Annotated in this window: 28 protein-coding genes; 16 read left to right on the top strand and 12 right to left on the bottom strand. The window is 71.7% G+C overall.

Annotation, left to right across the window (positions count from 1 at the left end; genetic code table 11):
* Window positions 1-65: 65 nt before the first annotated feature.
* On the bottom strand, window positions 66-320 hold the full coding sequence (locus BGK67_RS31625) for a hypothetical protein (protein ID WP_244291374.1): 255 nt from the start codon (window positions 318-320) through the stop codon (window positions 66-68).
* A gap of 86 nt (window positions 321-406) precedes the next feature.
* Between BGK67_RS31625 and BGK67_RS36705 the strand changes: the two genes are divergently transcribed.
* Together BGK67_RS36705 and BGK67_RS31615 are read left to right on the top strand one after the other, a co-directional pair.
* Window positions 407-1,215, top strand: a protein-coding gene (locus BGK67_RS36705) for an IS5 family transposase (RefSeq protein WP_432215423.1) whose coding sequence is annotated in 2 segments (ribosomal slippage) — window positions 407-739 and window positions 742-1,215 — 807 coding nt in all. Because the reading frame shifts where the segments join, the coding sequence is not laid out codon by codon here.
* 433 nt (window positions 1,216-1,648) lie between these two features.
* On the top strand, window positions 1,649-2,323 hold the full coding sequence (locus tag BGK67_RS31615; RefSeq protein ID WP_069923267.1) for a TetR/AcrR family transcriptional regulator: 675 nt from the start codon (window positions 1,649-1,651) through the stop codon (window positions 2,321-2,323).
* Window positions 2,324-2,386: 63 nt separating this feature from the next.
* Here the strand turns inward: BGK67_RS31615 and BGK67_RS41035 are convergent, their stop codons facing one another.
* Window positions 2,387-2,608 (bottom strand): hypothetical protein, encoded by a 222-nt coding sequence (locus tag BGK67_RS41035; protein WP_069923266.1) that lies wholly within the window; start codon window positions 2,606-2,608, stop codon window positions 2,387-2,389.
* Between the two features lie 574 nt (window positions 2,609-3,182).
* On the opposite strand from BGK67_RS41035, the gene BGK67_RS31605 reads away from it, so the two are divergent.
* Window positions 3,183-4,442 (top strand): hypothetical protein, encoded by a 1,260-nt coding sequence (locus BGK67_RS31605; protein ID WP_069923265.1) that lies wholly within the window; start codon window positions 3,183-3,185, stop codon window positions 4,440-4,442.
* A 330-nt stretch (window positions 4,443-4,772) separates the two neighbouring features.
* Here BGK67_RS31605 and BGK67_RS31600 read toward each other — a convergent pair whose 3' ends face one another.
* The gene (locus BGK67_RS31600; protein WP_069923264.1) at window positions 4,773-5,522 is read right to left on the bottom strand and encodes a dienelactone hydrolase family protein; all 750 of its coding nucleotides are present in this window, start codon (window positions 5,520-5,522) and stop codon (window positions 4,773-4,775) included.
* A gap of 107 nt (window positions 5,523-5,629) precedes the next feature.
* Here BGK67_RS31600 and BGK67_RS31595 point away from each other — a divergent pair, with 107 nt between their 5' ends.
* Complete coding sequence (locus BGK67_RS31595) at window positions 5,630-6,115, top strand: MarR family winged helix-turn-helix transcriptional regulator (protein WP_069924255.1); 486 nt, start codon at window positions 5,630-5,632, stop codon at window positions 6,113-6,115.
* A 172-nt stretch (window positions 6,116-6,287) separates the two neighbouring features.
* Window positions 6,288-6,488, top strand: a complete 201-nt coding sequence (locus BGK67_RS31590; protein ID WP_069923263.1) for a hypothetical protein — start codon at window positions 6,288-6,290, stop codon at window positions 6,486-6,488.
* A 374-nt stretch (window positions 6,489-6,862) separates the two neighbouring features.
* Here the strand turns inward: BGK67_RS31590 and BGK67_RS31585 are convergent, their stop codons facing one another.
* Entirely contained in the window at window positions 6,863-7,108 is a 246-nt protein-coding gene (locus tag BGK67_RS31585; protein WP_069923262.1) for an antitoxin MazE7, read from the bottom strand.
* Between the two features lie 136 nt (window positions 7,109-7,244).
* On the opposite strand from BGK67_RS31585, the gene BGK67_RS31580 reads away from it, so the two are divergent.
* On the top strand, window positions 7,245-7,589 hold the full coding sequence (locus BGK67_RS31580) for a hypothetical protein (protein WP_069923261.1): 345 nt from the start codon (window positions 7,245-7,247) through the stop codon (window positions 7,587-7,589).
* Window positions 7,590-7,654: 65 nt separating this feature from the next.
* Here the strand turns inward: BGK67_RS31580 and BGK67_RS31575 are convergent, their stop codons facing one another.
* Window positions 7,655-8,044 (bottom strand): hypothetical protein, encoded by a 390-nt coding sequence (locus BGK67_RS31575; RefSeq protein ID WP_069923260.1) that lies wholly within the window; start codon window positions 8,042-8,044, stop codon window positions 7,655-7,657.
* 239 nt (window positions 8,045-8,283) lie between these two features.
* Between BGK67_RS31575 and BGK67_RS31570 the strand changes: the two genes are divergently transcribed.
* The 3 genes from BGK67_RS31570 (at window position 8,284) to BGK67_RS40825 (ending at window position 10,456) form a co-directional block, all read left to right on the top strand.
* Entirely contained in the window at window positions 8,284-8,472 is a 189-nt protein-coding gene (locus BGK67_RS31570) for a DUF6381 family protein (protein ID WP_069923259.1), read from the top strand.
* A gap of 227 nt (window positions 8,473-8,699) precedes the next feature.
* A complete protein-coding gene (locus BGK67_RS31565) occupies window positions 8,700-10,115 on the top strand; it encodes a GAF domain-containing protein (protein ID WP_279628717.1) in 1,416 nt (471 codons plus the stop codon).
* Window positions 10,010-10,456, top strand: a complete 447-nt coding sequence (locus BGK67_RS40825) for a PP2C family protein-serine/threonine phosphatase (RefSeq protein WP_347878460.1) — start codon at window positions 10,010-10,012, stop codon at window positions 10,454-10,456. Before BGK67_RS31565 ends, BGK67_RS40825 begins: the two co-directional genes overlap by 106 nt.
* A 6-nt stretch (window positions 10,457-10,462) precedes the next feature.
* On the opposite strand, the gene BGK67_RS39150 is transcribed toward BGK67_RS40825, so the two are convergent.
* Window positions 10,463-10,618, bottom strand: coding sequence for a DUF6131 family protein (locus BGK67_RS39150; protein WP_167739611.1), 156 nt, complete (start codon window positions 10,616-10,618; stop codon window positions 10,463-10,465).
* 95 nt (window positions 10,619-10,713) lie between these two features.
* Between BGK67_RS39150 and BGK67_RS31560 the strand changes: the two genes are divergently transcribed.
* Window positions 10,714-11,202, top strand: a complete 489-nt coding sequence (locus tag BGK67_RS31560; protein ID WP_069923258.1) for a hypothetical protein — start codon at window positions 10,714-10,716, stop codon at window positions 11,200-11,202.
* A gap of 15 nt (window positions 11,203-11,217) precedes the next feature.
* On the opposite strand, the gene BGK67_RS31555 is transcribed toward BGK67_RS31560, so the two are convergent.
* From BGK67_RS31555 to BGK67_RS31535, 5 genes are all read right to left on the bottom strand, one after another.
* Entirely contained in the window at window positions 11,218-12,219 is a 1,002-nt protein-coding gene (locus BGK67_RS31555) for an iron-containing redox enzyme family protein (protein WP_069924254.1), read from the bottom strand.
* 52 nt (window positions 12,220-12,271) lie between these two features.
* Window positions 12,272-12,913 (bottom strand): HemK2/MTQ2 family protein methyltransferase, encoded by a 642-nt coding sequence (locus BGK67_RS31550; protein ID WP_069924253.1) that lies wholly within the window; start codon window positions 12,911-12,913, stop codon window positions 12,272-12,274.
* Between the two features lie 214 nt (window positions 12,914-13,127).
* The gene (locus BGK67_RS31545) at window positions 13,128-13,358 is read right to left on the bottom strand and encodes a DUF6479 family protein (RefSeq protein WP_069923257.1); all 231 of its coding nucleotides are present in this window, start codon (window positions 13,356-13,358) and stop codon (window positions 13,128-13,130) included.
* Between the two features lie 47 nt (window positions 13,359-13,405).
* Window positions 13,406-14,464 (bottom strand): YihY/virulence factor BrkB family protein, encoded by a 1,059-nt coding sequence (locus tag BGK67_RS31540; RefSeq protein ID WP_069923256.1) that lies wholly within the window; start codon window positions 14,462-14,464, stop codon window positions 13,406-13,408.
* Between the two features lie 57 nt (window positions 14,465-14,521).
* Window positions 14,522-15,517, bottom strand: coding sequence for a magnesium and cobalt transport protein CorA (locus BGK67_RS31535; protein WP_069923255.1), 996 nt, complete (start codon window positions 15,515-15,517; stop codon window positions 14,522-14,524).
* A 370-nt stretch (window positions 15,518-15,887) separates the two neighbouring features.
* Here BGK67_RS31535 and BGK67_RS31530 point away from each other — a divergent pair, with 370 nt between their 5' ends.
* The 4 genes from BGK67_RS31530 to BGK67_RS31515 all read left to right on the top strand — a co-directional run bounded on the left by BGK67_RS31530 (window position 15,888) and on the right by BGK67_RS31515 (window position 20,216).
* Window positions 15,888-16,781: an SDR family oxidoreductase gene (locus BGK67_RS31530; RefSeq protein WP_069923254.1), complete on the top strand. Its 894-nt coding sequence runs from the start codon at window positions 15,888-15,890 to the stop codon at window positions 16,779-16,781.
* Between the two features lie 73 nt (window positions 16,782-16,854).
* Window positions 16,855-19,092, top strand: coding sequence for a catalase (locus BGK67_RS31525; protein ID WP_244291373.1), 2,238 nt, complete (start codon window positions 16,855-16,857; stop codon window positions 19,090-19,092).
* A gap of 220 nt (window positions 19,093-19,312) precedes the next feature.
* The gene (locus BGK67_RS31520) at window positions 19,313-19,588 is read left to right on the top strand and encodes an isoamylase early set domain-containing protein (protein WP_069923252.1); all 276 of its coding nucleotides are present in this window, start codon (window positions 19,313-19,315) and stop codon (window positions 19,586-19,588) included.
* A gap of 178 nt (window positions 19,589-19,766) precedes the next feature.
* Window positions 19,767-20,216 (top strand): SRPBCC family protein, encoded by a 450-nt coding sequence (locus BGK67_RS31515; protein WP_069923251.1) that lies wholly within the window; start codon window positions 19,767-19,769, stop codon window positions 20,214-20,216.
* Between the two features lie 84 nt (window positions 20,217-20,300).
* On the opposite strand, the gene BGK67_RS31510 is transcribed toward BGK67_RS31515, so the two are convergent.
* The gene (locus tag BGK67_RS31510) at window positions 20,301-20,705 is read right to left on the bottom strand and encodes a cofilin family protein (protein ID WP_069923250.1); all 405 of its coding nucleotides are present in this window, start codon (window positions 20,703-20,705) and stop codon (window positions 20,301-20,303) included.
* A gap of 168 nt (window positions 20,706-20,873) precedes the next feature.
* Between BGK67_RS31510 and BGK67_RS31505 the strand changes: the two genes are divergently transcribed.
* Together BGK67_RS31505 and BGK67_RS31500 are read left to right on the top strand one after the other, a co-directional pair.
* Complete coding sequence (locus BGK67_RS31505; protein ID WP_244291372.1) at window positions 20,874-21,365, top strand: flavin reductase family protein; 492 nt, start codon at window positions 20,874-20,876, stop codon at window positions 21,363-21,365.
* A 132-nt stretch (window positions 21,366-21,497) separates the two neighbouring features.
* The gene (locus BGK67_RS31500) at window positions 21,498-21,851 is read left to right on the top strand and encodes a PRC-barrel domain-containing protein (RefSeq protein ID WP_069923248.1); all 354 of its coding nucleotides are present in this window, start codon (window positions 21,498-21,500) and stop codon (window positions 21,849-21,851) included.
* Window positions 21,852-21,867 lie beyond the last annotated feature (16 nt).

The following is a 21,867-nucleotide window of genomic DNA, read 5'->3' as shown; positions in this document are numbered from 1 at the left end:
GGCCGGGAAACGCCGCGGGGGCGGCCGACGTCGCTGTCGGTCCGCCCCCGCGGCGCGAGCCCTGGTCAGGCGCCCACGTGGTGCCCCTTCGCCCACTCCGCCAGGCCGTGCGTGGCACAGCTCGAGGTGTAGACCGGTCCGGTGAAGGCCGGACGGTTGCTGGGCACCGCGGCGACCGAGGAGCACTCCGACGAGAAGCCCGCGCGACCGCCGGAGAAGTAGTCGTTGTCGCCCCCGTCGTTGGCCAGGGCGGCACCGGCCCCGCCCAGCAGGATGCCGGCGGCCAGGACGGATGCGGTGACAGCAGAACGAATACGCATGACTCCCCTAATAGCTCGTAACAGGATCTTGGTGAGATGCCCTGGTCGGGCGTAACCGGTGTGATGATTCGGCCGTTCGTGAGTGCGTGAGCACTCGGCCGTGGATCGTGGACGACGACTTGTGGGCGCTGATCGAGCCGCTGCTGCCGCCCTGGCCGACGAGGTCGCCAGGGCCGCGGCCGGTCGCAGACCGGTTGTGCCTGCAGGGCATCCTGTACGTCCTGCACAACGACATTGCCTGGCAACTCCTGCCACCTGAGCTGGGGTTCGGCTCGGGACAGACCTGCTGGCGAAGACTGGAGCGGTGGCAGCAGGCCGGGGTCTTCGACCAGCTGCACCGAATCCTGCTCGCCGAGCTGAACGCGGCCGGCCGGCTCGACTGGTCCAGGGCATGCGTGGACGGCTCTCACATTCGCGCGAAAAAGGGGGAGCCGACACCGGTCCGTCGCCGGTCGACCGGCGGAAGACGGGCAGCAAGCACCACCTGATCTGCGACGGACGCGGCACCCCGCTCAAGGTCATCACGACCGCGGCGAACGTCAATGACGTCACCCAGACCCTCGCCCTGGTCGACGGCATCCCGCCAGTGGCGGGCCGCCCCGGCCGTCCCCGCAGACGCCCGGACGCCCTGCTCGGCGACAAGGGCTACGACTCCAACCCCAACCGGGAAGAGCTGCGCAAACGCCGGATCCTGCCCGTCATCTCCCGCAAAGGAGCCCCGAACATCAAGGGCATGGGCAAACTCCGCTACGTCGTGGAGCAGACCTTCGCCCTGCTCCATCAGTTCAAACGCCTCGCCGTCCGATGGGAACGCCGCACCGAACTCCACGACGCGCTCGTCTCCCTCGCCTGCAGCCTCATCTGCTGGAGACGCCTCAAGAAACACGATTCATGATCGTGTTACGAGCTATAAGGATGTTCGAAGCGAAGCGCTGGTCGATGTGCGCGTCGGCCGGTCCAACCACCCGCCGGCACCGCCGGGAACGCCGGTTCACTCAAATGCCCGCAGCTGTATCGTTTCGACACCCCCGTTCAGCCGCTGATGACCGGCCGCCGACGCCAGGACACGGCCCGGATCAGACTCCGCGCCGCCGGGTGCGAACACTGTTCTCCATCTGGCGTACAGTGTTCGCAAGCCGTCAGGTGATCGCCCCACCGTGATGCAGCGGCTGGGTGCACGGAGCAACCCGGCCCGCCTCGGGGGTCGGGCCGGGTCGCCCCGTGCATCCCGCCTCACCGGTGCCGCCGAAGGGCGGGCGCGGACGGGCGACGGCCCGCCCAGCGCCCTTGGCAGTCCACGAAGTTGGCAACCCGGGAGGATCCGCACCATGGCAGGCACGGCTGAAGCCAACCCCGTCCCCTCCGTGTGGGTGCGCCCCCCTGCGGCGCCGAGCCAGCCCGCGCTCAGCCGCGCGGTGATCGTCCGCGAGACCATCGCCATGCTGGACGAGGAGGGCATCGAAGCACTGAGCATGCGCAAGCTCGGCGCCCGACTGAACGCCGGCGCGACCTCCCTCTACCGGCACGTCGCCCTCAAGGACGAACTGATGGAACTGGCGGTCGACGAGGTGCTGGCAGAAATCGCCCTCCCGGCCGCCGACAGCCCGGACTGGCGGATGGCCGTCACCCGCCTCGCCGTCTCCTTCCGGGCGACGACCCTGCGCCACCCGTGGATGTGCGGGGTGTTGGGCCGGGCCGGCCTCGCGTACCTGGGGCCCAACCTGACGGCCGTCTCCGAGCGGCTGAGCGTCCTGTTCACCGCCGCCGGCTTCCCCGAGCCGCACGGCGCGATCGACGCCGTGTACTCCTACGTGATCGGCGTGACCACGACCGAGTCGGCCTGGCTGACCACGGTCGCCCAGTCCGGGCAGAGCGAGGCCGACTTCATCGCCCGCCTCGCGCCCACCGCGCAGCACGCGGATCCGAAAGGGATCCGCGACGAGAAGTTCGCGTACGGCCTCGAGGTGGTCCTCGACGGTCTGGCTCTTCGGCTTAACCGCTGAGCCGCTGAGCCGCTGAGCCGCTGTCCCGATGACTCGCCGATCCCGCTGAACCGCTGAGATGCCTCAGGCCGGCACCCATTGGGGCGGGTGGCCGGGGTCGGCCCGGCAGGTGAAGACGTGCAGGTCCCGGTCCCGGCCGAAGCGGAGCCGGGTCGGTTCGGCGACGGACCGGCCGCCCCGGATCGAGGGCTTCCCCCGCAGGGACGGGTCGCGGTCCTCCAGCGGTACCCAGCTGTGCGAGTCGGCGTCCATCTCATCGCCGCCGGCGGTCAGCAGCAGCCGCATGGGCCCCGCGCAGGACGCGCAGGCCACGCTCAGCGGACCCGTCGACGCCCAACTGGGAAAGCCGCCGACCCGCCAGCCGGGCGGAATCGACAGGTCGGACTGACAGCTGGGGGCGTCGCGGCCGTGTTCCGCGGCACACCGGCCACGGCTCGCCTCGCGGCCACGGCATCGGCCCGCCGACATGGCTGTCGCGCCTGCCGGGCCGCCCCGGCCTGGGGTGCAGCCGGGTCGTCCGGCCCCGGTGGTGGGCCAGGCCGGGGAACACGGCCTCGACGGACACTGGTCTGGCCGGCGTGGTCCTCGTCATGCGCAGACCGTACGCGGCGCGTGGAACGCCGCGCGAACGGTTTGCGGTGCGGCCGGCCCGGTCCCCGGGACCGAGGGGGCGGCCAGGTCAAGGGGGTGTGCCGGACGGACACCCCGTTGGGGAACGCCCTGGACGGGGTGCTCGTGCAACTGGCCGCCGCGGGAGTGCTGGAGCGGCGGGAGGAAGCCGGACGGCATACAGTTCCGGTGGTCCGCCGGGTGAGGGCGGACCGGTTCTTGAAGCGCGGCGAGTGAGTACGGTCTGCTCATGCACAACTTCGGGCTGGGAGAGCAGCGGGGCCACGTGCTCCTCATAGCGGGAGATGCCGCGGTAAGGCGCCGCGGTGTCCAGGTGGCGCCGAGCGCGAACCTGGCCGCGCTGGGTGTGGTGCCCGCGTCGGGGTTGCTGAACAGCGGCGTTCCGTGTGACACGACGTACCTGGACGGGGCGCGGGATCCGAACACGGTGTTGATGCGGCTGCGTACGGCCGCCGCCACGCCCGGTCCGCTGCTGGTGTACCTCTCGGGCCGGCTGACCGTCGACGGTCGGGGGAACCGGCTGCACCTGGCGCTGGCCGGGACCACGGCCGGCACGGTTCGCTACACGGCGCTGCCGTGGGAGTGGCTCGGGGCGGAACTGCGGGACCGGCCGGTCGGGTTGACGACGGTGCTGCTCGACCTCGCGGCCGACAAGGCGGCTTGGCCGCTGCTCCAGGAGTACGGCAGCCTGCCCGCCTCCCCGTCGGCAGAGGTGTACGGAGTCGTCTGCCCGCCCGGCTGGCACGGCGGGGGCCCGGTCGTGAGCGGTTATACGCGGGCCTGGATCGACCAGCTCCGCGCCAGTCCCACCCGGCCGGGGAACCTGCGGTTGCACGCCCTCGCGGTGGGTGCGGCCGCCCTGCCGCCGGGCGCCCTCGTCCTGCCCGGGGCCCGCGAGCTCGCCGTGGCGGCCGCGCCCGGGTCGGCCGCGCCCGGCGTGTCCGCGCGGTCGGCGTACGGGCACGTACCGGGGCGGGTTGCGCACCTCCCCGCTGAAGAGCGCCGGCGCGTCGAGGTACAGGTCCCCCTGTCGCAGGAGGGCCCGGCCACGGCGCCGCCCGACGACCCCCGCCCGCACATTCACGGCCTGGCCACCGCGGGCCGGCACTCCGAGGCCGCATTGCTCGCGCGGGCGTGGGAGGAGTACGTCCACCAGACGCAGGGGCCGGCGTCGCGCGAGGCGCTGCACTGGGTGGAGATCCGGGCCGACCTGGCCCGGATGGCCGGCGACTTCCGGCTCGCGACCGAGCTGTGGTCGGCTGCCGCCCGAGCCCGACTGGGCTGCCAGGCCCCGGACGCCGCCGACGTGCACGCGGCGGCCGCGGGCGCGCTCTACTGCTGGACCCAGCTCAAGGACCCGCGCGCAGCCCTGGAAACAGGGCCGGACCTCATCCGCCTGCTGCGCGAGCTGCCGGCCCTCGACCCCCGGCACCTGGAACTGGCCCAGCACCGCCTTGAGTACCTGCACCGCGCCCCGAGCCGCCCGTGACCAGGCCCAGTGCCGGATCGACTCCGCGGGAGGCGGGGGCAGTCCGCGGGCGAGGCCGTGCCAGCGGTCCACCTGCACTTCCTCCACGCGGGTGTGATCCGGCTACTTCACACGGTCCTCGATCCGCGCACCTTGGGATCCCCCACGATGATCCGAGTGGTTGCCGGGCTGTCGGGGACCTGTGTGACGGCGACGGAGCCATGGGTTCGTTCCGGCGCGCGGCCTTCACCAGAGACGTACTCGAGCACCATGGCGCTCTTGCTGCACTGGAGGGAGGCCCGTTCCCGCCCGGCCGAAGCCGCGGTGACCCGCGGTCGGCGGCTTCGAGCGTCAGGTGTTGGCCAGGGTGCGGGCCAGCAGGGGTAGCAGGCGGTCCCAGTGGCGCTGCAGCGCCGCGGGGTCGAAGGCGTCGGTGTCGGACATGGTGAAGCCGTGGACGGTGCCGGGGTAGACCTCGGTGGTGTAACCGATGCCCGCCGCGTCGAAGGCCTTGTTGAGCTCGCCGATGGCCTCGGGCGTCAGGTCCCCTTCGGCGAGGCCGAGGTGGACCTGGGCGGTGAGCTCGGAGACCAGGCGGTGCGGGCTGTCGGGCGCGTCGGTGACCAGGAAGCCCGGGTGGAACCCGGCGACGGCGGCGACCCGGTCGGGGTGGGCCGTCGCGGTGCGCATCGCCAGGGCGGCGCCCAGGCAGTAGCCCATCGTGGCGACCGGGCCCGCGCTGACCTCCGGTTGGACCGTGAGGAAGCGGAGGTAGGCGTCGGCGTCGCGCAGGACTTGTTCGGTGGTGTGCGCCTGGACCAGCGGTATCAGCCGTTCGAAGAGCGCGGGCCGGGCCTCGGCTCCGATGTGTTCGGGCAGTTCGACCACCGGTGCGGGGCCGTGCCGGTAGTACAGGTTGGGCACGAGCACGTAGTAGCCGTGCCCGGCCAGTTCGCGGGCCTTCTTCTCCAGCTCGGGCCTCGGGCCGAAGGCGTCGGGGTACAGCAGCACGCCCGGGTGGCGCCCGCCGCCGTCGGGGAAGGCGGCGAAGGCGTCGGCCCGGCCGTCCGAGGTGGGGATGTGCAGGGTCTTGGTGGGCAAGGGCTCCCTTTCGTGGGGTTCACGCAACAGGCTTCTGTCGCAGTGGCGTTCGACACCGGCGAACGTATATCGTTAGTCTGACTAACACAATGGCTAGGATGGGCACCATGATCAGAGACGAAGCCGCGGACAGACGCGACGCCGGCGCGCCCACGACGCCCGACAGGCTGCGCCGGCGCGCCAGCCGGCTGCTGTCGCAGCTGACCACCCGGTCGGACCGGCTGATCACCGATGGCTTGGCGGCCCGGGCCGACGCCCGCAAGTGGCACTACGCCGTGCTTGCCTCGCTGCAGGATCTCGGGCCGGGCAGCCAGGCGGAGCTGAGCGGGCGTACGGGCATCTACCGCAGCGACATGGTCGGCGTGCTCAACGAACTGGCCGAGCGCGACCTCGTCGCGCGGGCACCGGATCCCGACGACCGGCGCCGCAACATCATCACCCTCTCCCCCCGGGGCCGCCGTCACCTGTGCCGCCTCGACGAGGTCCTGGACGACCTGCACGACGAACTGCTCGCGCCGCTGGACCCGGCCGAGCGCGACCAGTTCCTGGGGTTGCTCACCCGCCTGCTGGACCACCACACCCGTACGCATTGAGCGGATCGCGGTACCCGGCCGCACGAGCACGGGCAGGCCCGACGTCAGTGGACTCGTCCCCGGCGACGTCACCCGAACGCCACGATCCGTAGCGGAAATGGTGCGAGTCGTCACGCTGCGTGTGAGCGTGGTCGAGAGGCATTCCCACCCCACGCAGCAAGGAGTCGCCGTCATGGGCGGTATGAAGGACAAGCGCCAGGAGCCGGGCAAGGGTCGCGAGGAGCAGCAGCGCCCCCGAGGGCCCGGCCAGGACCCGGTGCACCCCGAGCCCGGCACGCCCTCCCGTGGCGGCAAGAGCCCCGAGGAGATCAAGCGGGGCCGAGAGGAAGACCCGCTCCACGGCGGACGCGACCGGCGCGACGACGACTTCTGAGCAACGCGCGGCACCCCGCACACGCAGAGCCCGGCCGGGCCCGTAGTCACCCGGCCGGGCTCTGTCACGCCCGGCGGACGCGCGCGGAGGAGGCGGTGGCGGCTTCCATCCACCCCCCGGCGCGCACCGACCCAGGCGTGCTTTGGAGTTCAACCACTGCCCGCCGTGCGCAGCTGCCCCAGCCGCACCGCGGGTCCAGCACACCACGGCCGCCGAAACGCCCCCCGTCCGGCGGCCCTGCCAGGGGGCTGGCGCCCCACCCCGTGCGCGCCAGCCCCCACCCCTCTCCGACAGCACCCGGCCGCCGTCCCGGTCCGTGGAGCGGCCACTCCTCGCCGGCAGCGGCCGCAGGAGCGGCAGCAGCCGATCCGAGATCAGGCCGCGCGGTGCGTCTTCGTGGACGGGGGCGGACCGCCGAACTCGGCATCGAAGGCGTCGGCGATGCCCGGGCGGCCGACGGCTTCGCGAAACGCGGCGGTGGCCCTGCCGAGGGCGAGCTGGTTCTCCTCCTCGATGGCCAGCTCCGCGAGATAGGCCCGCATGCTCTTGCCTCGAGCGGCGGCCAGGGTGGCGAAGCGGTCCCGCGTCTCCGAGTCGATCTTTACGGTGGTGTCTGCCATGGCATGAGTATGCACCCGGGAATACCTCCGCGAATACCCCTTCGGAACCGGGCGGACGGGGCGCTCGCGGCCTGCGGGGGCGCGCGGGGGCCGACGCGGTCACACTGGCAGGACCACGAGTGCAGCAGGAGGCCGGATGAGCTGGGCATCATGGACCACCCCCGGGATCTTCGCCGGGCGCAACGGGGTACAGACCGGTGAGGCGGGCCCCGTCCTCACCGGTGAACTCGACGTTCACACCACCTGGATCGAGGCCGACGGCCTGGCCCACGTCACGGTCCAGTACAGCGGGGCGTCCGACTGGCTCCCCCTCGCGGGAAGTCCCGTCCCGTGCCCCAGCGAGACCGCGAGCCGAGCCCTGCACGACGCGGTCATCCACTCCATACGCACCGGAGCCGCCCTCCCCCTGGACGACGCCGACGCACCGCCGCCCCGCCCCCACCCCGGTCCCGCCGCCGCGAAGGAGCCACGGGCCAACTGACCGCTCCCCTTGCCCGGCACGCGCTCGGGCCGGGTGTGCCGAGCGCGTGCCGGAGGGGGAGCGCCCTAACCGCCGCCGCGCTTGCCCGGCGGGTCCTGGGGGTCCACTCCCGTCGAGGCCGAGGCGTCCTTCGTGCCGCTGGGACGCTGCGACCGGCCACGGCGGCCCGTGTCGTGCATGCCCTTCTCCTCGGAGCCCTTGCTCTGGTCCTCCCCGCGCGTGCTCCGGCTCTTCACCGGCTTGCCGTGCGGGTTTCCGGCTTCTTCCTTGGACACCGTCCGACCGGGCCCCTTGTCCGGGGCGTACTCGTCCGGATGGAAGGAACGGTGGGCACTGGGGTTGTCCTGCTGACGGGTCTCGTCCACGTCCGGCGACCACCCGTGCTGCTTGGTGCCCTCGTAGCGACTCGGACCCTTGCCGTGGGTGGGCTGGGACGGCTTCGGCTGCTTCGTCATGGCCTCGCCTGCTGTCTGTCTCACGATGGGCGCGCGGGTACGGGCGCCCCTACCGCTGCTCATGCCATCGTCCCACCGTCCGCGCAAGTGGTCGCGTCGGCTCCTGGCCGTACGAGCTCAGATCAGTGCGTTTCGCGACGCCGGGGCCGGGTACGTGCCGGACCCTGAGGCCGCGGTGGCGGGCCTGACCTCCCGCTGTTCGCCTCGGAGACCCGTATCCCCGAACCCGAGGAGTGATCATGAGCGGCGACAGCCAACCGAGCGAACGAGCCCAGCAGATGCGCGACAAGGCCCAGGAGCTGGAGCAGGCGGCACAGCACGCCACCGATCCGGCGGAGCGGCAGCGTCTGACGGACAAGGCCCTGCGGATCCGGCAGAAGAGCGAGGCCGAGAACGGCAGGGGCAGCGGCACGATGGACCCCATGTGACCCGGCCCGCGGACCGGCCTGCGCACGGGTGCGCGGGCCGGCGATCCCGCCCGAGCGGCTACCCGCTGCTCTAGGATGCGGTTGCGAGCCTCGGGACGCGGACCGGAGGGACGCGGCGGACCGGAGGGCAGATGGCGGAACAGGGCCAGGAATCCGGAGCGGATCCGGGCAGCGCACCACAGCGGGCTCTGAGACTGGCCGGTCTTTCGGCGACCTCCGATCCCGGGATGGACCGGTTCGCCCGGCTCGTCTCACGACTGCTCCGCGTTCCGGTGGCCTTCGTCTCGCTCGTCGAGGACGACCGGCAGGTCCTGCCCGGCATGATCGGACTGCCCGAGCCCTGGGCGGGGACCCGGGAGCTGCCGCTGTCGCACGCGTTGTGCCGCCGTGTGGCGGTCTCCGGTCAGCCTCTGGTCCTGCCCGACACCCGCGCCGACGACCAGCTGCGCACCCACCCGGCCATCGCGGACCTCGGGGCCGTCGCGTACGCCGGAATGCCGCTGACCGACGGCGAAGGGCTCGTCCTGGGCTCCCTGTGCGCCCTCGACCACCGGCCGCGGACGTGGGACGAGGGCGAGCTCTCCGACCTGGAGGACCTGGCCGCGGTCTGCTCCGCCGAGCTGCGCCTGCGCATCCTGTCGGCGCACAGCCGGTCCGCACAGCAGGTCCTGCGGACCGCGCGGGCCGCCGCCGAGCGGGCCCGGAGCGACGCGCAGCGCCTGGAGCAGGAGGCCCAGGCGGGACTGGACCATGCCGAACTGCTGCTGAGGGCGTCGGAGGAGCTGGCCCAGACGTCCGGGCTGGACGACGTCCGGCGGCGGCTGCGGGACCTTTTCGTCGGCGTCGGCAAGCCCTCGTACGCGGGCCTGCTGGTCGCCGACAAGGACGAGCTGCACCGGGTGCCCGACCCGGACTTCGCGCTCTCGGTGGAACGGAAGTTCCTCACCCTGCCGGTGACCGCGGCGTTCCCGAGCACCCGGGCCATGCGGGAGCGGCGCGCCGTCTTCGTACCCGACCGGGAGGCGCTGGTCGCCGACTACGGCCCCGAGGCGGTCGGCTTCTTCGACCGCATGGGCTTCACCACGGTGTTCTGTTTGCCGCTGTGGGGCAGCCGCTCCCTGCTGGGCGTCCTCGCGATCTGCTGGGCAAAGCGGCACGAGGTGGGAGTCACCGAGCGGGCCACGCTCACCGCGGCGGCCGGCTACGTGGCCCAGGCGGTGGAGCGCGCCCTGTACCTGGACGAGCGGATCTCCGTGGCCCGGCAGTTGCAGGAGGCCATGCTCACCGACCTGCCCCGCACCGACCACATCGAGTTGAGCGCCGTGTACCAGCCGGCGGCGGACGGCGAGATGATCGGCGGGGACTGGTACGACGCCTACCACCTGCCCCCGGCTTCACCCGGCGAGCCCGCGGCCCTCATGATCACAGTGGGTGACATCACGGGTCACGACATGCACGCCGCGACCGTGATGGGCCAGGTCCGCAGCATGCTGCGACAGGCCACGCTGGACCACCCCCGTACAGCCCGGCCGCCGCTCTGCACGCCCTGGAAGCGGCGTGCTCGGCCCTGCCGATCGAGGCCGGCGGCACACTGGTCCACGCCCGCCTGGACCTGGCCGACGGCGGACCCGACTGGAGGCTGACCTGGTCCAACGCCGGCCACCCGCCGCCGCTGCTGCGCACCCCGGACGGCCGGGTGACCAGCCTGGTGGAGCACGACCTCCTCCTGCACCCGGGCCTCGGGCGGTTCCGGCGCACCGAGCACCAGCGGGACCTGCCTGCGGGCTCCACGCTGTTGCTCTACACCGACGGCCTCATCGAGCGCCGGGGCCGCGACATCGATGCGTCGATCGCACAACTCGCGGCCCTGTTCGCCCGCCACGGGGACCGTCCGATGGCCGACCTGCTCCGCCGCATCACCAGCAGGCGGACGACCCCCGAACCGGGAGACGACGTCGTCGTACTGGCCCTGCGGGTTCCCTGAACGGCGCTACCAGTAGTGGCGGCGACCGCCGACGGCGTGACCGGCCGCTCCCAGGATCCAGAGAATGGCGCCGATGACGAGCAGAACGATCCCGATGGTCCACAGGATCGAAATTCCCGTCACGAATCCGACGATGAGAAGAATGATGCCGAGGACGAGCATGTGAGGTCCTCCGTTTTCGCTTGACGGTTCACAACCAGGGTAGGCGCCAGCCGTGCCCGGCGCCTTGTCCGGGCGCGGATCCAAGGAGACATTTCATGATCCTCATCCTCGGACTCATCATTCTGATCGCCGCCCTCGTCGTCGGATTGGCCGGAATATTCGGCAATACCGGTGCGGGACACGAACTCGGCGCCGGCGGTGACTTCTCGGTTTTCGGCTACCACGCCACGGGTTCGACCGGCTCTCTCTTCCTGAGCGGAATGATCGTCGGAGCGGTGGCCCTCCTGGGCCTGACCCTGGTCATGCTCGGCGCCCGCCGTTCGGCCGTCCGCTCGGCGCGGGCCCGACGGGAACTGAACACCTCACGCCGTGAGGCCGCGGCCGTGGCCGCCATCGACCACGACCGCGACCACGATCGCGACCACGACCACGACCACGACCACGAGCAGCACGACGATCCGCTCAAGCAACGTGACGACGTCCCCGCTGACGACCCCCGAACCGCGGCCGACACCCGTGCTCCGGTGGCCGACGCACCCCGCCGCCGCGGTCATTGGTTCGGCAACCGGGCCGCGCCCCGCTGACGGAGCCGCTCCCGCTCAGTCCCCCGGCAGGGGCGCACGCAACGCGCTGCGCCCCTGCTCCCATGCCCCGCGGATGTGGTTCGCGAGGCGGTCCTCCAGCAGGACGGTCGCCGCGCAGCCGAAGGCGATGTCCGCCTCCAGGTCCGGCTCGTCGGCCAGCAGCCCGCCGATCACCTCGTGCCGTACGAGTTGTTCGTGGACGGCGTCGGCTTCGACGTGCTCGGCGTAGAAGTGCTCGGCGGCGGGCCCCGCTCCACAGCGCCGCATCGCCTTCACCAGGCGGCGGGAGCCGGGTGACGAGGTGACCTCGACGCACGCGAAGTGGCCGACGAGAGCGCCGCGCAGGGCCCGGTGGAGCCCGAACAGGGACATCAGGTTGACGGTGGCCAGCAGGGGGGCCGGTGCCTGGTCCAGGTAGCGGCCGTACGCGGGATCGAGCTCCAGATCGCCCATGAGGTCGGCGAAGAGCCGTGCGTGGATGCGGTCGGCGCGGCCGGCGCCGAACTCGTCGTACTCGATGGCGACCATGGCGGCCTTGGCCCGCCCCGTGAGCCGGGGGATGACCCAGGCGTGCGGGTCCGCCTCCTTGAGGTGGTAGAGGGAGCGCAGGGCCGCGTACTCGCGCAGCTGCCAGAGCTCGCCCTCGGTCGCGAGGCGGTGGCTGAGGCTGCCGGAGAGGTCCACGGGCTCGACGAGGAGCGGGGCGAAGGCCTCCTCGACCGATCCGGGCGCGTCGGGCAGCTCGGCGCGCAGGGCGTGCAGGAAGCGGGTCTCCAGGGCTTGCCGCAGCCGCAGCAGCTCCGGGTCCCATTCCCGCGCGTCGTCCACCCCGTCGAAGCCCCGGTAGTGCAGCTCGTACAGCAGGTACAGCGCGAGCTGGAGGTCCTCACCCCACGGGTCCGCCTTCAGCACGGACGCCGTGGCGTACACCGGCGGGCCGCCGGACCGCAGGGCCTGGGTCACGGCGCCGGACAGTTCACCCCGCCCTTCGACCAGGGCCGGTCCCTGCGGTTGCACGGTCGCCCGGCCGGTGTGCGCCGCCTTCGCGGCGGCCGGGCGCGGGCGGCTGTCAGTCGGACTCGGCACGGATGATCACCAACTCTTCCCATTCCTCGGCTTCCGCCGCCAGACCCTGCTGCTCCAGCCACTGCCGCCGCGAGCGCAGGACGGGGCCCCACGGCACGGAGGCCCGCGCGGTGACCTCGGCGGCCAGCCCTCCACCGGCCAGGCGCTCGAGGGTCTCCTCCGCCCCGCACATGCCCGAGTGCACCATGAGCAGGACGCCCCCGGGACGCAGCAGGGCCGGGGCGCTCGCGCAGATCCGGTCGATGACGCCGCGCCCGTCGGGGCCGGCGTCCCAGGCCCGTTCCGGGCCGTGCGACGGGAGCCCGGCCCCCGGGGCGGGGACGTACGGCGGATTCGTGACGACCAGGTCGAAGCGGCGCCCGGCGGTGCGTTCCTCGAAGTCGCCGTGCAGGACGCGCAGGGGCAGCCGGCGGCGCAGGGAGTTCAACCGCGCCGTGACCACGGCGCGCCACGAGACGTCCACCGCGGTGACCCGGGCGCCTCTGCCCGCGGCGTGCAGGGCCAGGGCGCCGGTACCCGTACCGATCTCCAGAGCGTCGGTGCGCGGCCCGAGCTTCTCCTGGGCGAGCGCTTCGGCGAGGAGCAGGGTGTCCGACTGGGGCTGGTAGACGCCCGGCAGGGCCATCAGGCCGGCTGTCAGCGGGGGCAGGGACAGAGCCGTACTGGTCACCGCGCACCTCCGGATTCGAACGCGGCCCGCCGGGCGGACCTGGGGAATGTGATCGACATCGTGCGACTGCCCCCGGCGAAGCGTCCCATCCGCGTTTCTCGCCGATCTTCGCGATCGATCTCCACGATCGGTTTTCGACGCCGTCCGACCGAAGTCGGGGCCTGTGGGCTCACGCGCGCGGCCCCTGGCCGCTGGTGCTGTCGTCCGGCGTCTGCCAGGAGTCCTCACGCCCACGCGCCACGGGATTCTGGTCGGCCGGCTGGGCCGGGGCCTTGCGCCGTGCGCTGCGGCGGCTGCCGTACCAGAACGCGCCGAGCAGAAGGACGACCACCGCCACGCCGGCGAGGATGAGGAAAAGCGATCCTTGGGCTTCGGCCGCGAGAATTTCGGTAGGAATCATGGATGGCGCCTACCCGCATTCGGCGGGCTTACGGGTGTCCATCGCGATCACTGCTCCATACGGCGGCGGTCCTCGTCGCTCCAGGCACGGGTTTCGCGGGGCTCGACGTACGGTTCCTGGTCCTCGGGGAGGCCGCCGGCGATCGCACGCTGGCGGGCCAGCTCCGCGTCGAACTCCAGCCCGAGGAGGATCGCGAGGTTGGTGATCCACAACCAGATCAGGAAGACGATCACACCGGCGATCGTGCCGTACGTCTTGTTGTAGGAGCCGAAGTTCGCGACGTAGAAGGCGAATCCGCCCGAGGCGATCATCCAGATCAGCAGGGCCAGCAGACTGCCCGGTGTCACCCACCTGAACCCGCGGCCCTTGGCGTTGGGCGCCGCCCAGTACAGGAGCGCGATCATCATCGTGACGAGGAGCACCAGCACCGGCCATTTCGCGATCGACCACACCGTCAGCGCGCTGTCGCCGATCCCCAGGGCGGTGCCCGCCCGCCGTGCCAGTCCTCCGGTGAAGACGACGATCAGCCCGCCGGCGCAGGCGAGGACCATCAGCGTCACGGTGAGTGCCACGCGCAGCGGCAGCACTTTCCACACCGGGCGGCCCTCGGGCACGTCGTATACGGCGTTCGCGGAGCGGATGAACGCCGCCACGTAGCCGGACGCGGACCACAGCGCCACCACGAGGCCGACGATCGCCATCAGGGACCCGATGCCGCTGTGGCCCTGCAGTTGCTCGACCGCGTTCGTGATCACGTCCCGGGCGGCCCCGGGCGTCAGCTGCTGCACGTTGTCCAGCAGCCGCTCGATCGTCGACGGTCCGGCCAGTCCCAGCAGGGAGATGAGGACCAGGAGGGCGGGGAAGAGCGCGAGCACGCCGTAGTAGGTCAGGGCCGCTGCGCGATCGCCCAGCTCGTCGTTCTGGAACTCCTTGACCGTGCCGCGCAGGACCGCCTTCCAGGAGCGTGCGGGCAGGTCCGAGGGCTGGTCAGGAGCCCGCTCCTCGACCTGCTCGCTCGGACCCGCGTCGGCGTTCCGCTTCGTCTGGTCGTCCGTCTGGTCGTGTTCCCGGTCGCGGCCGTGGTCTTGGTTCGGTGGGGGCGTCATACCGGGCGGCTTTCCAGCCGAGCGCCACTCATGCCCGTACGGAGCCGGTAAACGTTCTCAGAGCCAGCCGTTGCGGCGGAAGGATCGGTAGAGGAAGCCCGATGCCGCTGCCATGAGGCCTACGGCGAGGGGGTAGCCGTAGCTCCAGCCGAGTTCCGGCATGTGCTCGAAGTTCATCCCGTAGACGCCCGCGACCATGGTCGGTACCGCGAAGATCGCGGCCCAGGCGGAGATGCGCCGCATGTCGTCGTTCTGCCAGGTGCCCACCCGGGCCTGCTGGGCGTCGAGGACCGAGTTGAGCAGCTCGTCGAGGGTGCGCACCTCGGTGTCGGTGCGGTTCAGATGATCGGCCACGTCGCGGAAGTACGGCAGGACCTTCGCGGGGCGGTCCACCTCGCTCAGACCGCCCAGCAGGCCGGGCAGGACCGGGACGAGGGGTTGTACGGCGTCCCGGAACTCGCGGACCTCGCGTTTCAGCGAGTAGATGTCCTCGGTGTGGTCGACGCGCGAGGACGAGAAGACGCGGTCCTCCAGCCGGTCGAGCGCGGCGCGCACCGTCTCGGCGGCCTCGCTGTAGGCGTCGACGACGACGTCGAGGACCGCGTGGAGCACCGCCAGGGGGCCGAAGCGCAGCATCGACGGGTCGGTCTCCAGCCGGCGGGCCGCCTCGGCCGTCGGGTCCGCCTGTCCGTGTCGGACGGTGAGGATGTAACGGGGGCCGACGAAGAGCATCAACTCCCCCGTCTCGACGGCCGCTTCCTCCTCTACGTACCAGAGGGTCTTCAGCGCGACGGCCAGCACCTCGCCGAAGCGCTCCCGTTTCGGCCGCTGGCGCGCCTGCACGGCGTCCTCGACGGCCAGGGGGTGCAGGCCCAGCTCGGCGGCGAGCTGCACGACCTCCTCCTCGGCCGGGTCGACCAGGCGCACCCAGCCGAATTCGCCGTCGCCCAGCCCTCGCAGCCGCTTCAGCACCAGTCGGCACGCCTCGTCGTCCAGGCCGCACTCGACCGTCTCCGACCGGCCCGACTTCTCCTCGTACACCACGCATTCCATAGGCCGCACATGCTTCGGAACGCCGATTTCATGCACGGCCGCGAGCCGCTCGCGGTCGTGCCTGCCGCCTCCGGAGCTGTCGTCCGCGGCTGTGGCGGGGGTGAGAAGGCCTTCGCGGCTTGACGGACTGAGCCAAAGGGGATGAATGGCGCCGCTTTCGATATCAAAGACGGATGTGCGGGTAGCCGGACACCATGGATCCCCACCGTCACATTCCGCTCCGCGCTGTCACGCATGGAGCGGCTCGACGCGGCCCGGCTCGGCACGGACACCGCGCACCTCGCCCGCCGCCTCAAGGCCGCGACGTGCCTGGCGGACCCGGCCCACCGTCCCACCCCGCAGAACAGCGCATTTTGCACCGGAGAGGTACATGTCATCCAAGGAAGCACCCCGCGATCCCGACCCCGTCACCCGCTACCCGCGCCCCCCGTTCCCCGACCAGGAGCAGGACCACCCCGGCTCGACCGAGGAGATGGATCCGCGGCCGGACCACGGTGAGGACTCCTACCAGGGGCACGACGCACTCCTCGACCGGGCGGCCGTGGTCACGGGCGGCGATTCGGGGATCGGCAGGGCCGTGTGCCTGGCCTTCGCCCGGGAGGGCGCCGACGTCGTCTTCACCCATCTGCCCGAAGAGACGGACGAGGCCGAGGAGACCGCCCGCCTGGTCCGCGAGGCGGGGCGCAAGGCCGTACCCGTCCCCTGCGACATCCGCGACGAGGCCCAGTGCACGGCGCTCATCGACCGGGCCGTGAGCGAGCTGGACCGGGTCGACATCCTCGTCAACAACGCCGCTTACCAGATGTCCCAGCCCGACGGGATCGAGGCGATCACCACGGAGCAGTTCGACCGGGTGATGAAGACAAACCTGTACGGGATGTTCTGGCTGACCCGCGCGGCCCTCGCCCACATGCCGCGCGGCGGCTCGGTCATCAACACGACCTCCGTGCAGGGCTACCAGCCCAGCCCCCACCTGCTCGACTACGCGATGACGAAGTCGGCGATCATCTCGTTCACCCACGGACTGGCGCAGATGGTCGCCGAGCGCGGCATCCGCGTCAACGCCGTCGCACCCGGCCCCGTGTGGACGCCGCTGATCCCCGCGACGATGCCGGACCCGACGGAGTTCGGCGAGCAGTCGCCCCTGGGCCGGCCGGCCCAGCCGGCGGAGATGGCGCCCGCCTTCGTGTTCCTGGCCTCGCCCCAGGCCGGCTACATCACCGGGGAGATCGTCAACGCCACCGGCGGCCAGCCGCTGCGCTGACCGCGGCGAGCGGATCGCGCCCCCTGTTCTTTTCGCCCAGCCCGCCATGCCGGCGGTACCAAGGAGAACGTTCATGACGACGAAGAAGCAGTCAGTGGCCGACATCCCCGAGAACGAGATCCCGGGCAAGCCCGGCCCGCAGTCGCCGTCCGTGGCCGAGCCCACGGAGCCCACGGAGCCCCTTCCCCCGAAGCCCGACCAGGACGGCCCCGACACGGTCGGCCCGACCGGACAGCCGACGGGCGCGGACCAGGCACGCGTGGCGCAGAGCGGCGCATACCTCACGACAGCCCAGGGCACGCGGCTGCCCGACACGGATCACTCCCTGAAGGCCGGAGCGCGCGGCCCGGTGCTGCTCCAGGACCACCATCTCCGCGAGAAGATCACCCACTTCGACCACGAGCGGATCCCGGAGCGGGTCGTCCACGCGCGCGGCGCCGCCGCGCACGGCGTCTTCCAGGGTTACGGCACGGCCGGCGAGGTGTCCAAGGCCGCGTTCCTCGCCAAGGACGTGGAGACGCCCGTGTTCGTACGGTTCTCCACGGTCCTCGGCTCGCGCGGCTCGGCCGACACGGTGCGCGACACCCGCGGGTTCGCGACGAAGTTCTACACCGACGAGGGCGTCTTCGACCTGGTCGGGAACAACATCCCGGTGTTCTTCATCCAGGACGCGATCAAGTTCCCCGACATCATCCACGCCGGCAAGCCGCATCCGGACCGCGAGATCCCGCAGGCGCAGAGCGCGCACGACACCTTCTGGGACTTCGTGTCCCTGCACACCGAAGCCACCCACCACACGCTCTGGAACATGTCCGACCGGGGCATCCCCCGCTCCTACCGGATGATGGAGGGCTTCGGCGTCCACACCTTCCGCCTCGTCAACGCGGCCGACGAGAGCGTGCTGGTGAAGTTCCACTGGAAGCCGAAGCTGGGCGTGCACTCCCTGGTCTGGGAGGAAGCGCAGATGATCGCGGGTGTCGACCCCGACTTCCACCGCCGGGACCTGTTCGACGCCATCGAGTCCGGTGCCTTCCCGCAGTGGGAGCTGGGCATCCAGGTCTTCCCCGACACCCCGGAGCAGACCTTCGAGGGCATCGACCTCCTCGACCCCACCAAGATCGTTCCCGAGGAGCTCTCCCCCGTTCAGCCGATCGGTCTGATGACTCTGAACGCCAACACCAAGAACTACTTCGCCGAGACGGAGCAGGTCGCCTTCCACCCCGGTCACCTGGTCCCGGGCATCGACGTCACCGACGACCCGCTGCTCGCAGGCCGGCTCTTCTCCTACCTCGACACGCAGATCAGCCGGCTCGGCGGCCCCAACTTCGCGCAGATCCCCATCAACCGGCCGCACGCCCCCGTCAACGACATGCTCCGTGACGGGATGCACCAGACCGCCGTCCACACGGGCGTCGCCCCGTACCGGCCCAACAGCCTCGACGGCGGCTGTCCCTTCCTCGCCGGAGCCGACACGGGCGCCTTCATCGAGACGCCCGTGCAGGTCCCCGCGGCGAGCAAGGTCCGTGAGGCGCCCGCCTCGTTCGCGGACCACTTCTCGCAGCCGCGCCTGTTCTGGCTCAGCATGACCCCGACCGAGCGCGAGCACATCGTCGCCGCCTACACGTTCGAACTGAACAAGTGCTACGAGCAGGCCGTCAAGGAACGCACCCTGCAGGTCCTGGCGAACATCGATCCACAGCTGTGCGAACAGGTCGCCGCGGGCCTGGGCCTGCCGGCCCCCGCCGCCTCCGTGTCGCTCGTGACGGCCGATCCCAGCCCCGCGCTCTCCCAGGTGGGCGGGACCTGGCCGGTCGACGGCCGTGTGATCGGCATCATCGCGGACGCAGCGGCCGACCTGGACGGCGTGAGGACGGCCCGGCAGGCCGTCCTGGACGCCGGCATGGTGCCCCTCGTCATCGCCCCGACGGGCGGCACCCTCGACTCGGGCGGCGATCCGATCGGCATTCAGCGGACCTTCGCCACCGCCCGGTCCGTGGAGTTCGACGCGCTCGTGCTGGCCGGGGTGCCCCAGGCCGGCGCGGACGCGTACGGCGCCCGCGATGCCAAGGCCGGCACCGCCCTGCCCCCCAAGGCCCCCGACCCGCGCGTACTGCTGCTCGTCACCGAGGCGTACCGGCACGGCAAGGCCATCGGCGGCTGGAACGGCGCGGAGCGGCTCCTCGAGAGCGCCGGGATCACGACGGCGGAACCGGGCGTCGCCGTCTCCGACAGCGGCGCCGCCGTCGTGGACGCGCTCGCGACGGCGCTGGGCGAGCACCGGGCCTGGGACCGGTTCCCGGCCGCCGTCTGACCGGGCCGCGGCCCGGCCCCGCCGAATGAGGCGGGGCCGGGTGCGCCCCCGGCGCTCACCCTGACGGCCGCGTGGGCGGGAGCGGGGGGGGAAGCAGGGGGGAAACGGAGTCCGCCCGGGTGACCCGTGCCCGGCCCACGGCCGCGTACCGCGGCGCCGGGGCCACCGGCGCGCGAAGATGCCCGGGCTCGATCCCGTTTCCTCCCGGCTGGAGACTTCCATGCTCGAACGCAAGCGGCTCAAGGGCCGTACCCACGTCACGTTCATCCTCCCCGAGCACACCCCGGACGGGCCGGTCAGCGTCGTCGGCGACTTCAACCACTGGAACCCCGCCGCCCCCCCCCTGGAGTCCCGCGGCGACGGCACCCGCGCCGCGACCGTCGCGCTGCCCTCCCACAGCGCCCACTCCTTCCGCTACCTCGCGACCGGGGACCACTGGTTCGACGACGAGCACGCCGACAGCCACGACGGCGTCAACAGCCGCATCCACACCTGACGGACGGCCCGCGGCCCCGCGCGAGCGCTGCCAGCCGGACGGCCCAGCAGGACGGCCCCTTCGGTGAATGACGGTCGGCGAGCGGGGCAGGCGAGGCCGCGAGGGGCACCCATGACGTGCTCTGCCCGAGCCGGCCGCACCGGCCGAGCCGGGCTCCCCGCACGACCAGGAGGTCAGTATGTCGCAGGTCAAGGAGTCCATCGAGGTCGACGTACCCGTCCGGACCGCGTACGACCAGTGGACACAGTTCGAGTCGTTCCCGCAGTTCATGGACGGCGTCGAGCGGATCGAGCAGCGCACGGACACGCTCACGCACTGGGTGACGAAGGTCAGTGGTGTGGAGCGGGAGTTCGACGCGGAGATCACCGAGCAGATTCCGGACACCAAGGTGGCCTGGGTGACCGTCGGTGGCGAGAGCGAGCAGTCGGGCCTGGTGACCTTCCAGCCCATCGACCCCTCTCACACGCGGGTCACGCTGATGATGGACTTCGACCCGGAGGGGATGGCGGAGAACATCGGCGACAAGCTCGGTTTCGTCGACCGGCAGGTCAAGGGCGACCTGAAGCGCTTCAAGCACTTCATCGAGGACCGCGGCTCGGCCACCGGGGCATGGCGCGGGGAGGTCTGACCCGCCTCCGGCCAGCCGGCCGCACGCGGCACGAGCGGGGCGGCCGCCGGTATTCCGGCGGCCGCCCCGCGCCGGCCGGAGTCCTCATCCAGCGAGGGCGACCAGCCTTCGGTAGTCCAGCTGGTCCGGCCGCCTGGCCGTGAGGTGGACGTGAACGTCCCCGAGGAGTTCCTTCAGGGCGGTATAGCCGACCGTGTAGGACTCCTCCTCGCGGCCGGCGGCGCCCACCGGCACCCACAAGATCAACAGCGTTTCGTGCCTGCGCATGCCCTCCCGCGTGGCGAAGGACAGCTCGTGGACGACCAGGCGCGCCTCGTCCGACGGCAAGGCCTGGAGCAGCTCGTCATGGGTCAGGTTGCCCTCCAGCTCCACTGCCAGCGCCTGAGGAGTGTCCCTGTGGCGCAGGATCACGGTATTGACCTCGCGCCTGCCCCTCAGGTGTCGCAGGGCATCAACGCCTTCTTGTGACAGGTTGGTCGGGCTGCTCACGCGGATCTCGTTTCCATAGCGGGCCAGGACCTGAAATTCAACGACGCAGGTCCTCCCGGGATGCGACCCGCTCCCGCGCCGCTCTGCGCCCCGGTCGCACCGGGCCGGACCCGCGGTGCGCAACAACGTCGTACGGACGCCGCAGCAGTGCGGAGGCAGGGGCTGATCGTGGGAAAGCTGGATGCGTTCACCGAGGTGCTCGACTATCCGATGTACGTGGTGACGACGGCGGCCGGGGACCAGCGGGCCGGCTGCCTGGTGGGCTTCGCCTCCCAGTGCTCGATCGACCCGCCCCGCTTCATGGTGTGGCTCTCCAAGGCCAACCGTACGTACCGGATCGCACGGCAGGCGTCCCACCTGGCGGTGCACACGCTGCGCAAGGACCAGAAGCGGACGGCGGACCTCTTCGGGAGCCGGACCGGCGACGACGACGTCGACAAGTTCGCGGACATCGCCTGGCGGCCTTCGCCCCACGGGGCCTCGCCGCTCCTGGATGACGCGTGCGCCTGGTTCGTGGGGCGGATCGAGGAGCTGATCGACGGCGGCGACCACGTCGGATTCCTGCTCTCGCCCGTCGAGCAGAGCCCGCCCGGCCCCACGCGGCCGCCGCTGCTGCTCCTCGGCGACGTCCAGGACCTCACACCCGGGCACCCGGCCTGAGCCCGCGCCGTGCGTGGGCCGGGCATTTCCGGGGAGGCGCAGGGGAAAGGACGACGCGGGCGGGCCGGGCGCAGTCCGTTCATCCGCCCGGGCCGTCGCCCCGCGGCACAGGCGCACGGAAGGGCACGGGCCATGAGCGAGGAAGGCATCTGGGGCTACCACCCGAACGCCGGATACCGGATGGGGATCGACCTCGTCGGCTACAAGGTCGAGGCCACCGACGGCAGCATCGGGAAGATCGACAAGCATTCGGAGGACGTCGGCACCTCACACCTCGTCGTCGACACCGGTGTCTGGATCTTCGGCAAGCACGTCCTGCTTCCGGCCGGCACCATCACGCGCATCGACGCGGCCGAGCAGAAGGTCTACGTCGACCGGAGCAGGGAAGAGATCAAGAACGCCCCCGCATTCGACGAAGCCAAGTACGGCGGCGGACCCGGCTATCTGGAGCAGTTCGCCCGGTACTACAACCAGCCCCACATGTAGGGATCAGGCCAGGGGC

The organism is Streptomyces subrutilus (assembly GCF_001746425.1).
Taxonomy (GTDB): Bacteria; Actinomycetota; Actinomycetes; order Streptomycetales; family Streptomycetaceae; genus Streptomyces; species Streptomyces subrutilus_A.
This window is presented reverse-complemented; position numbering and strand designations above follow the sequence as displayed.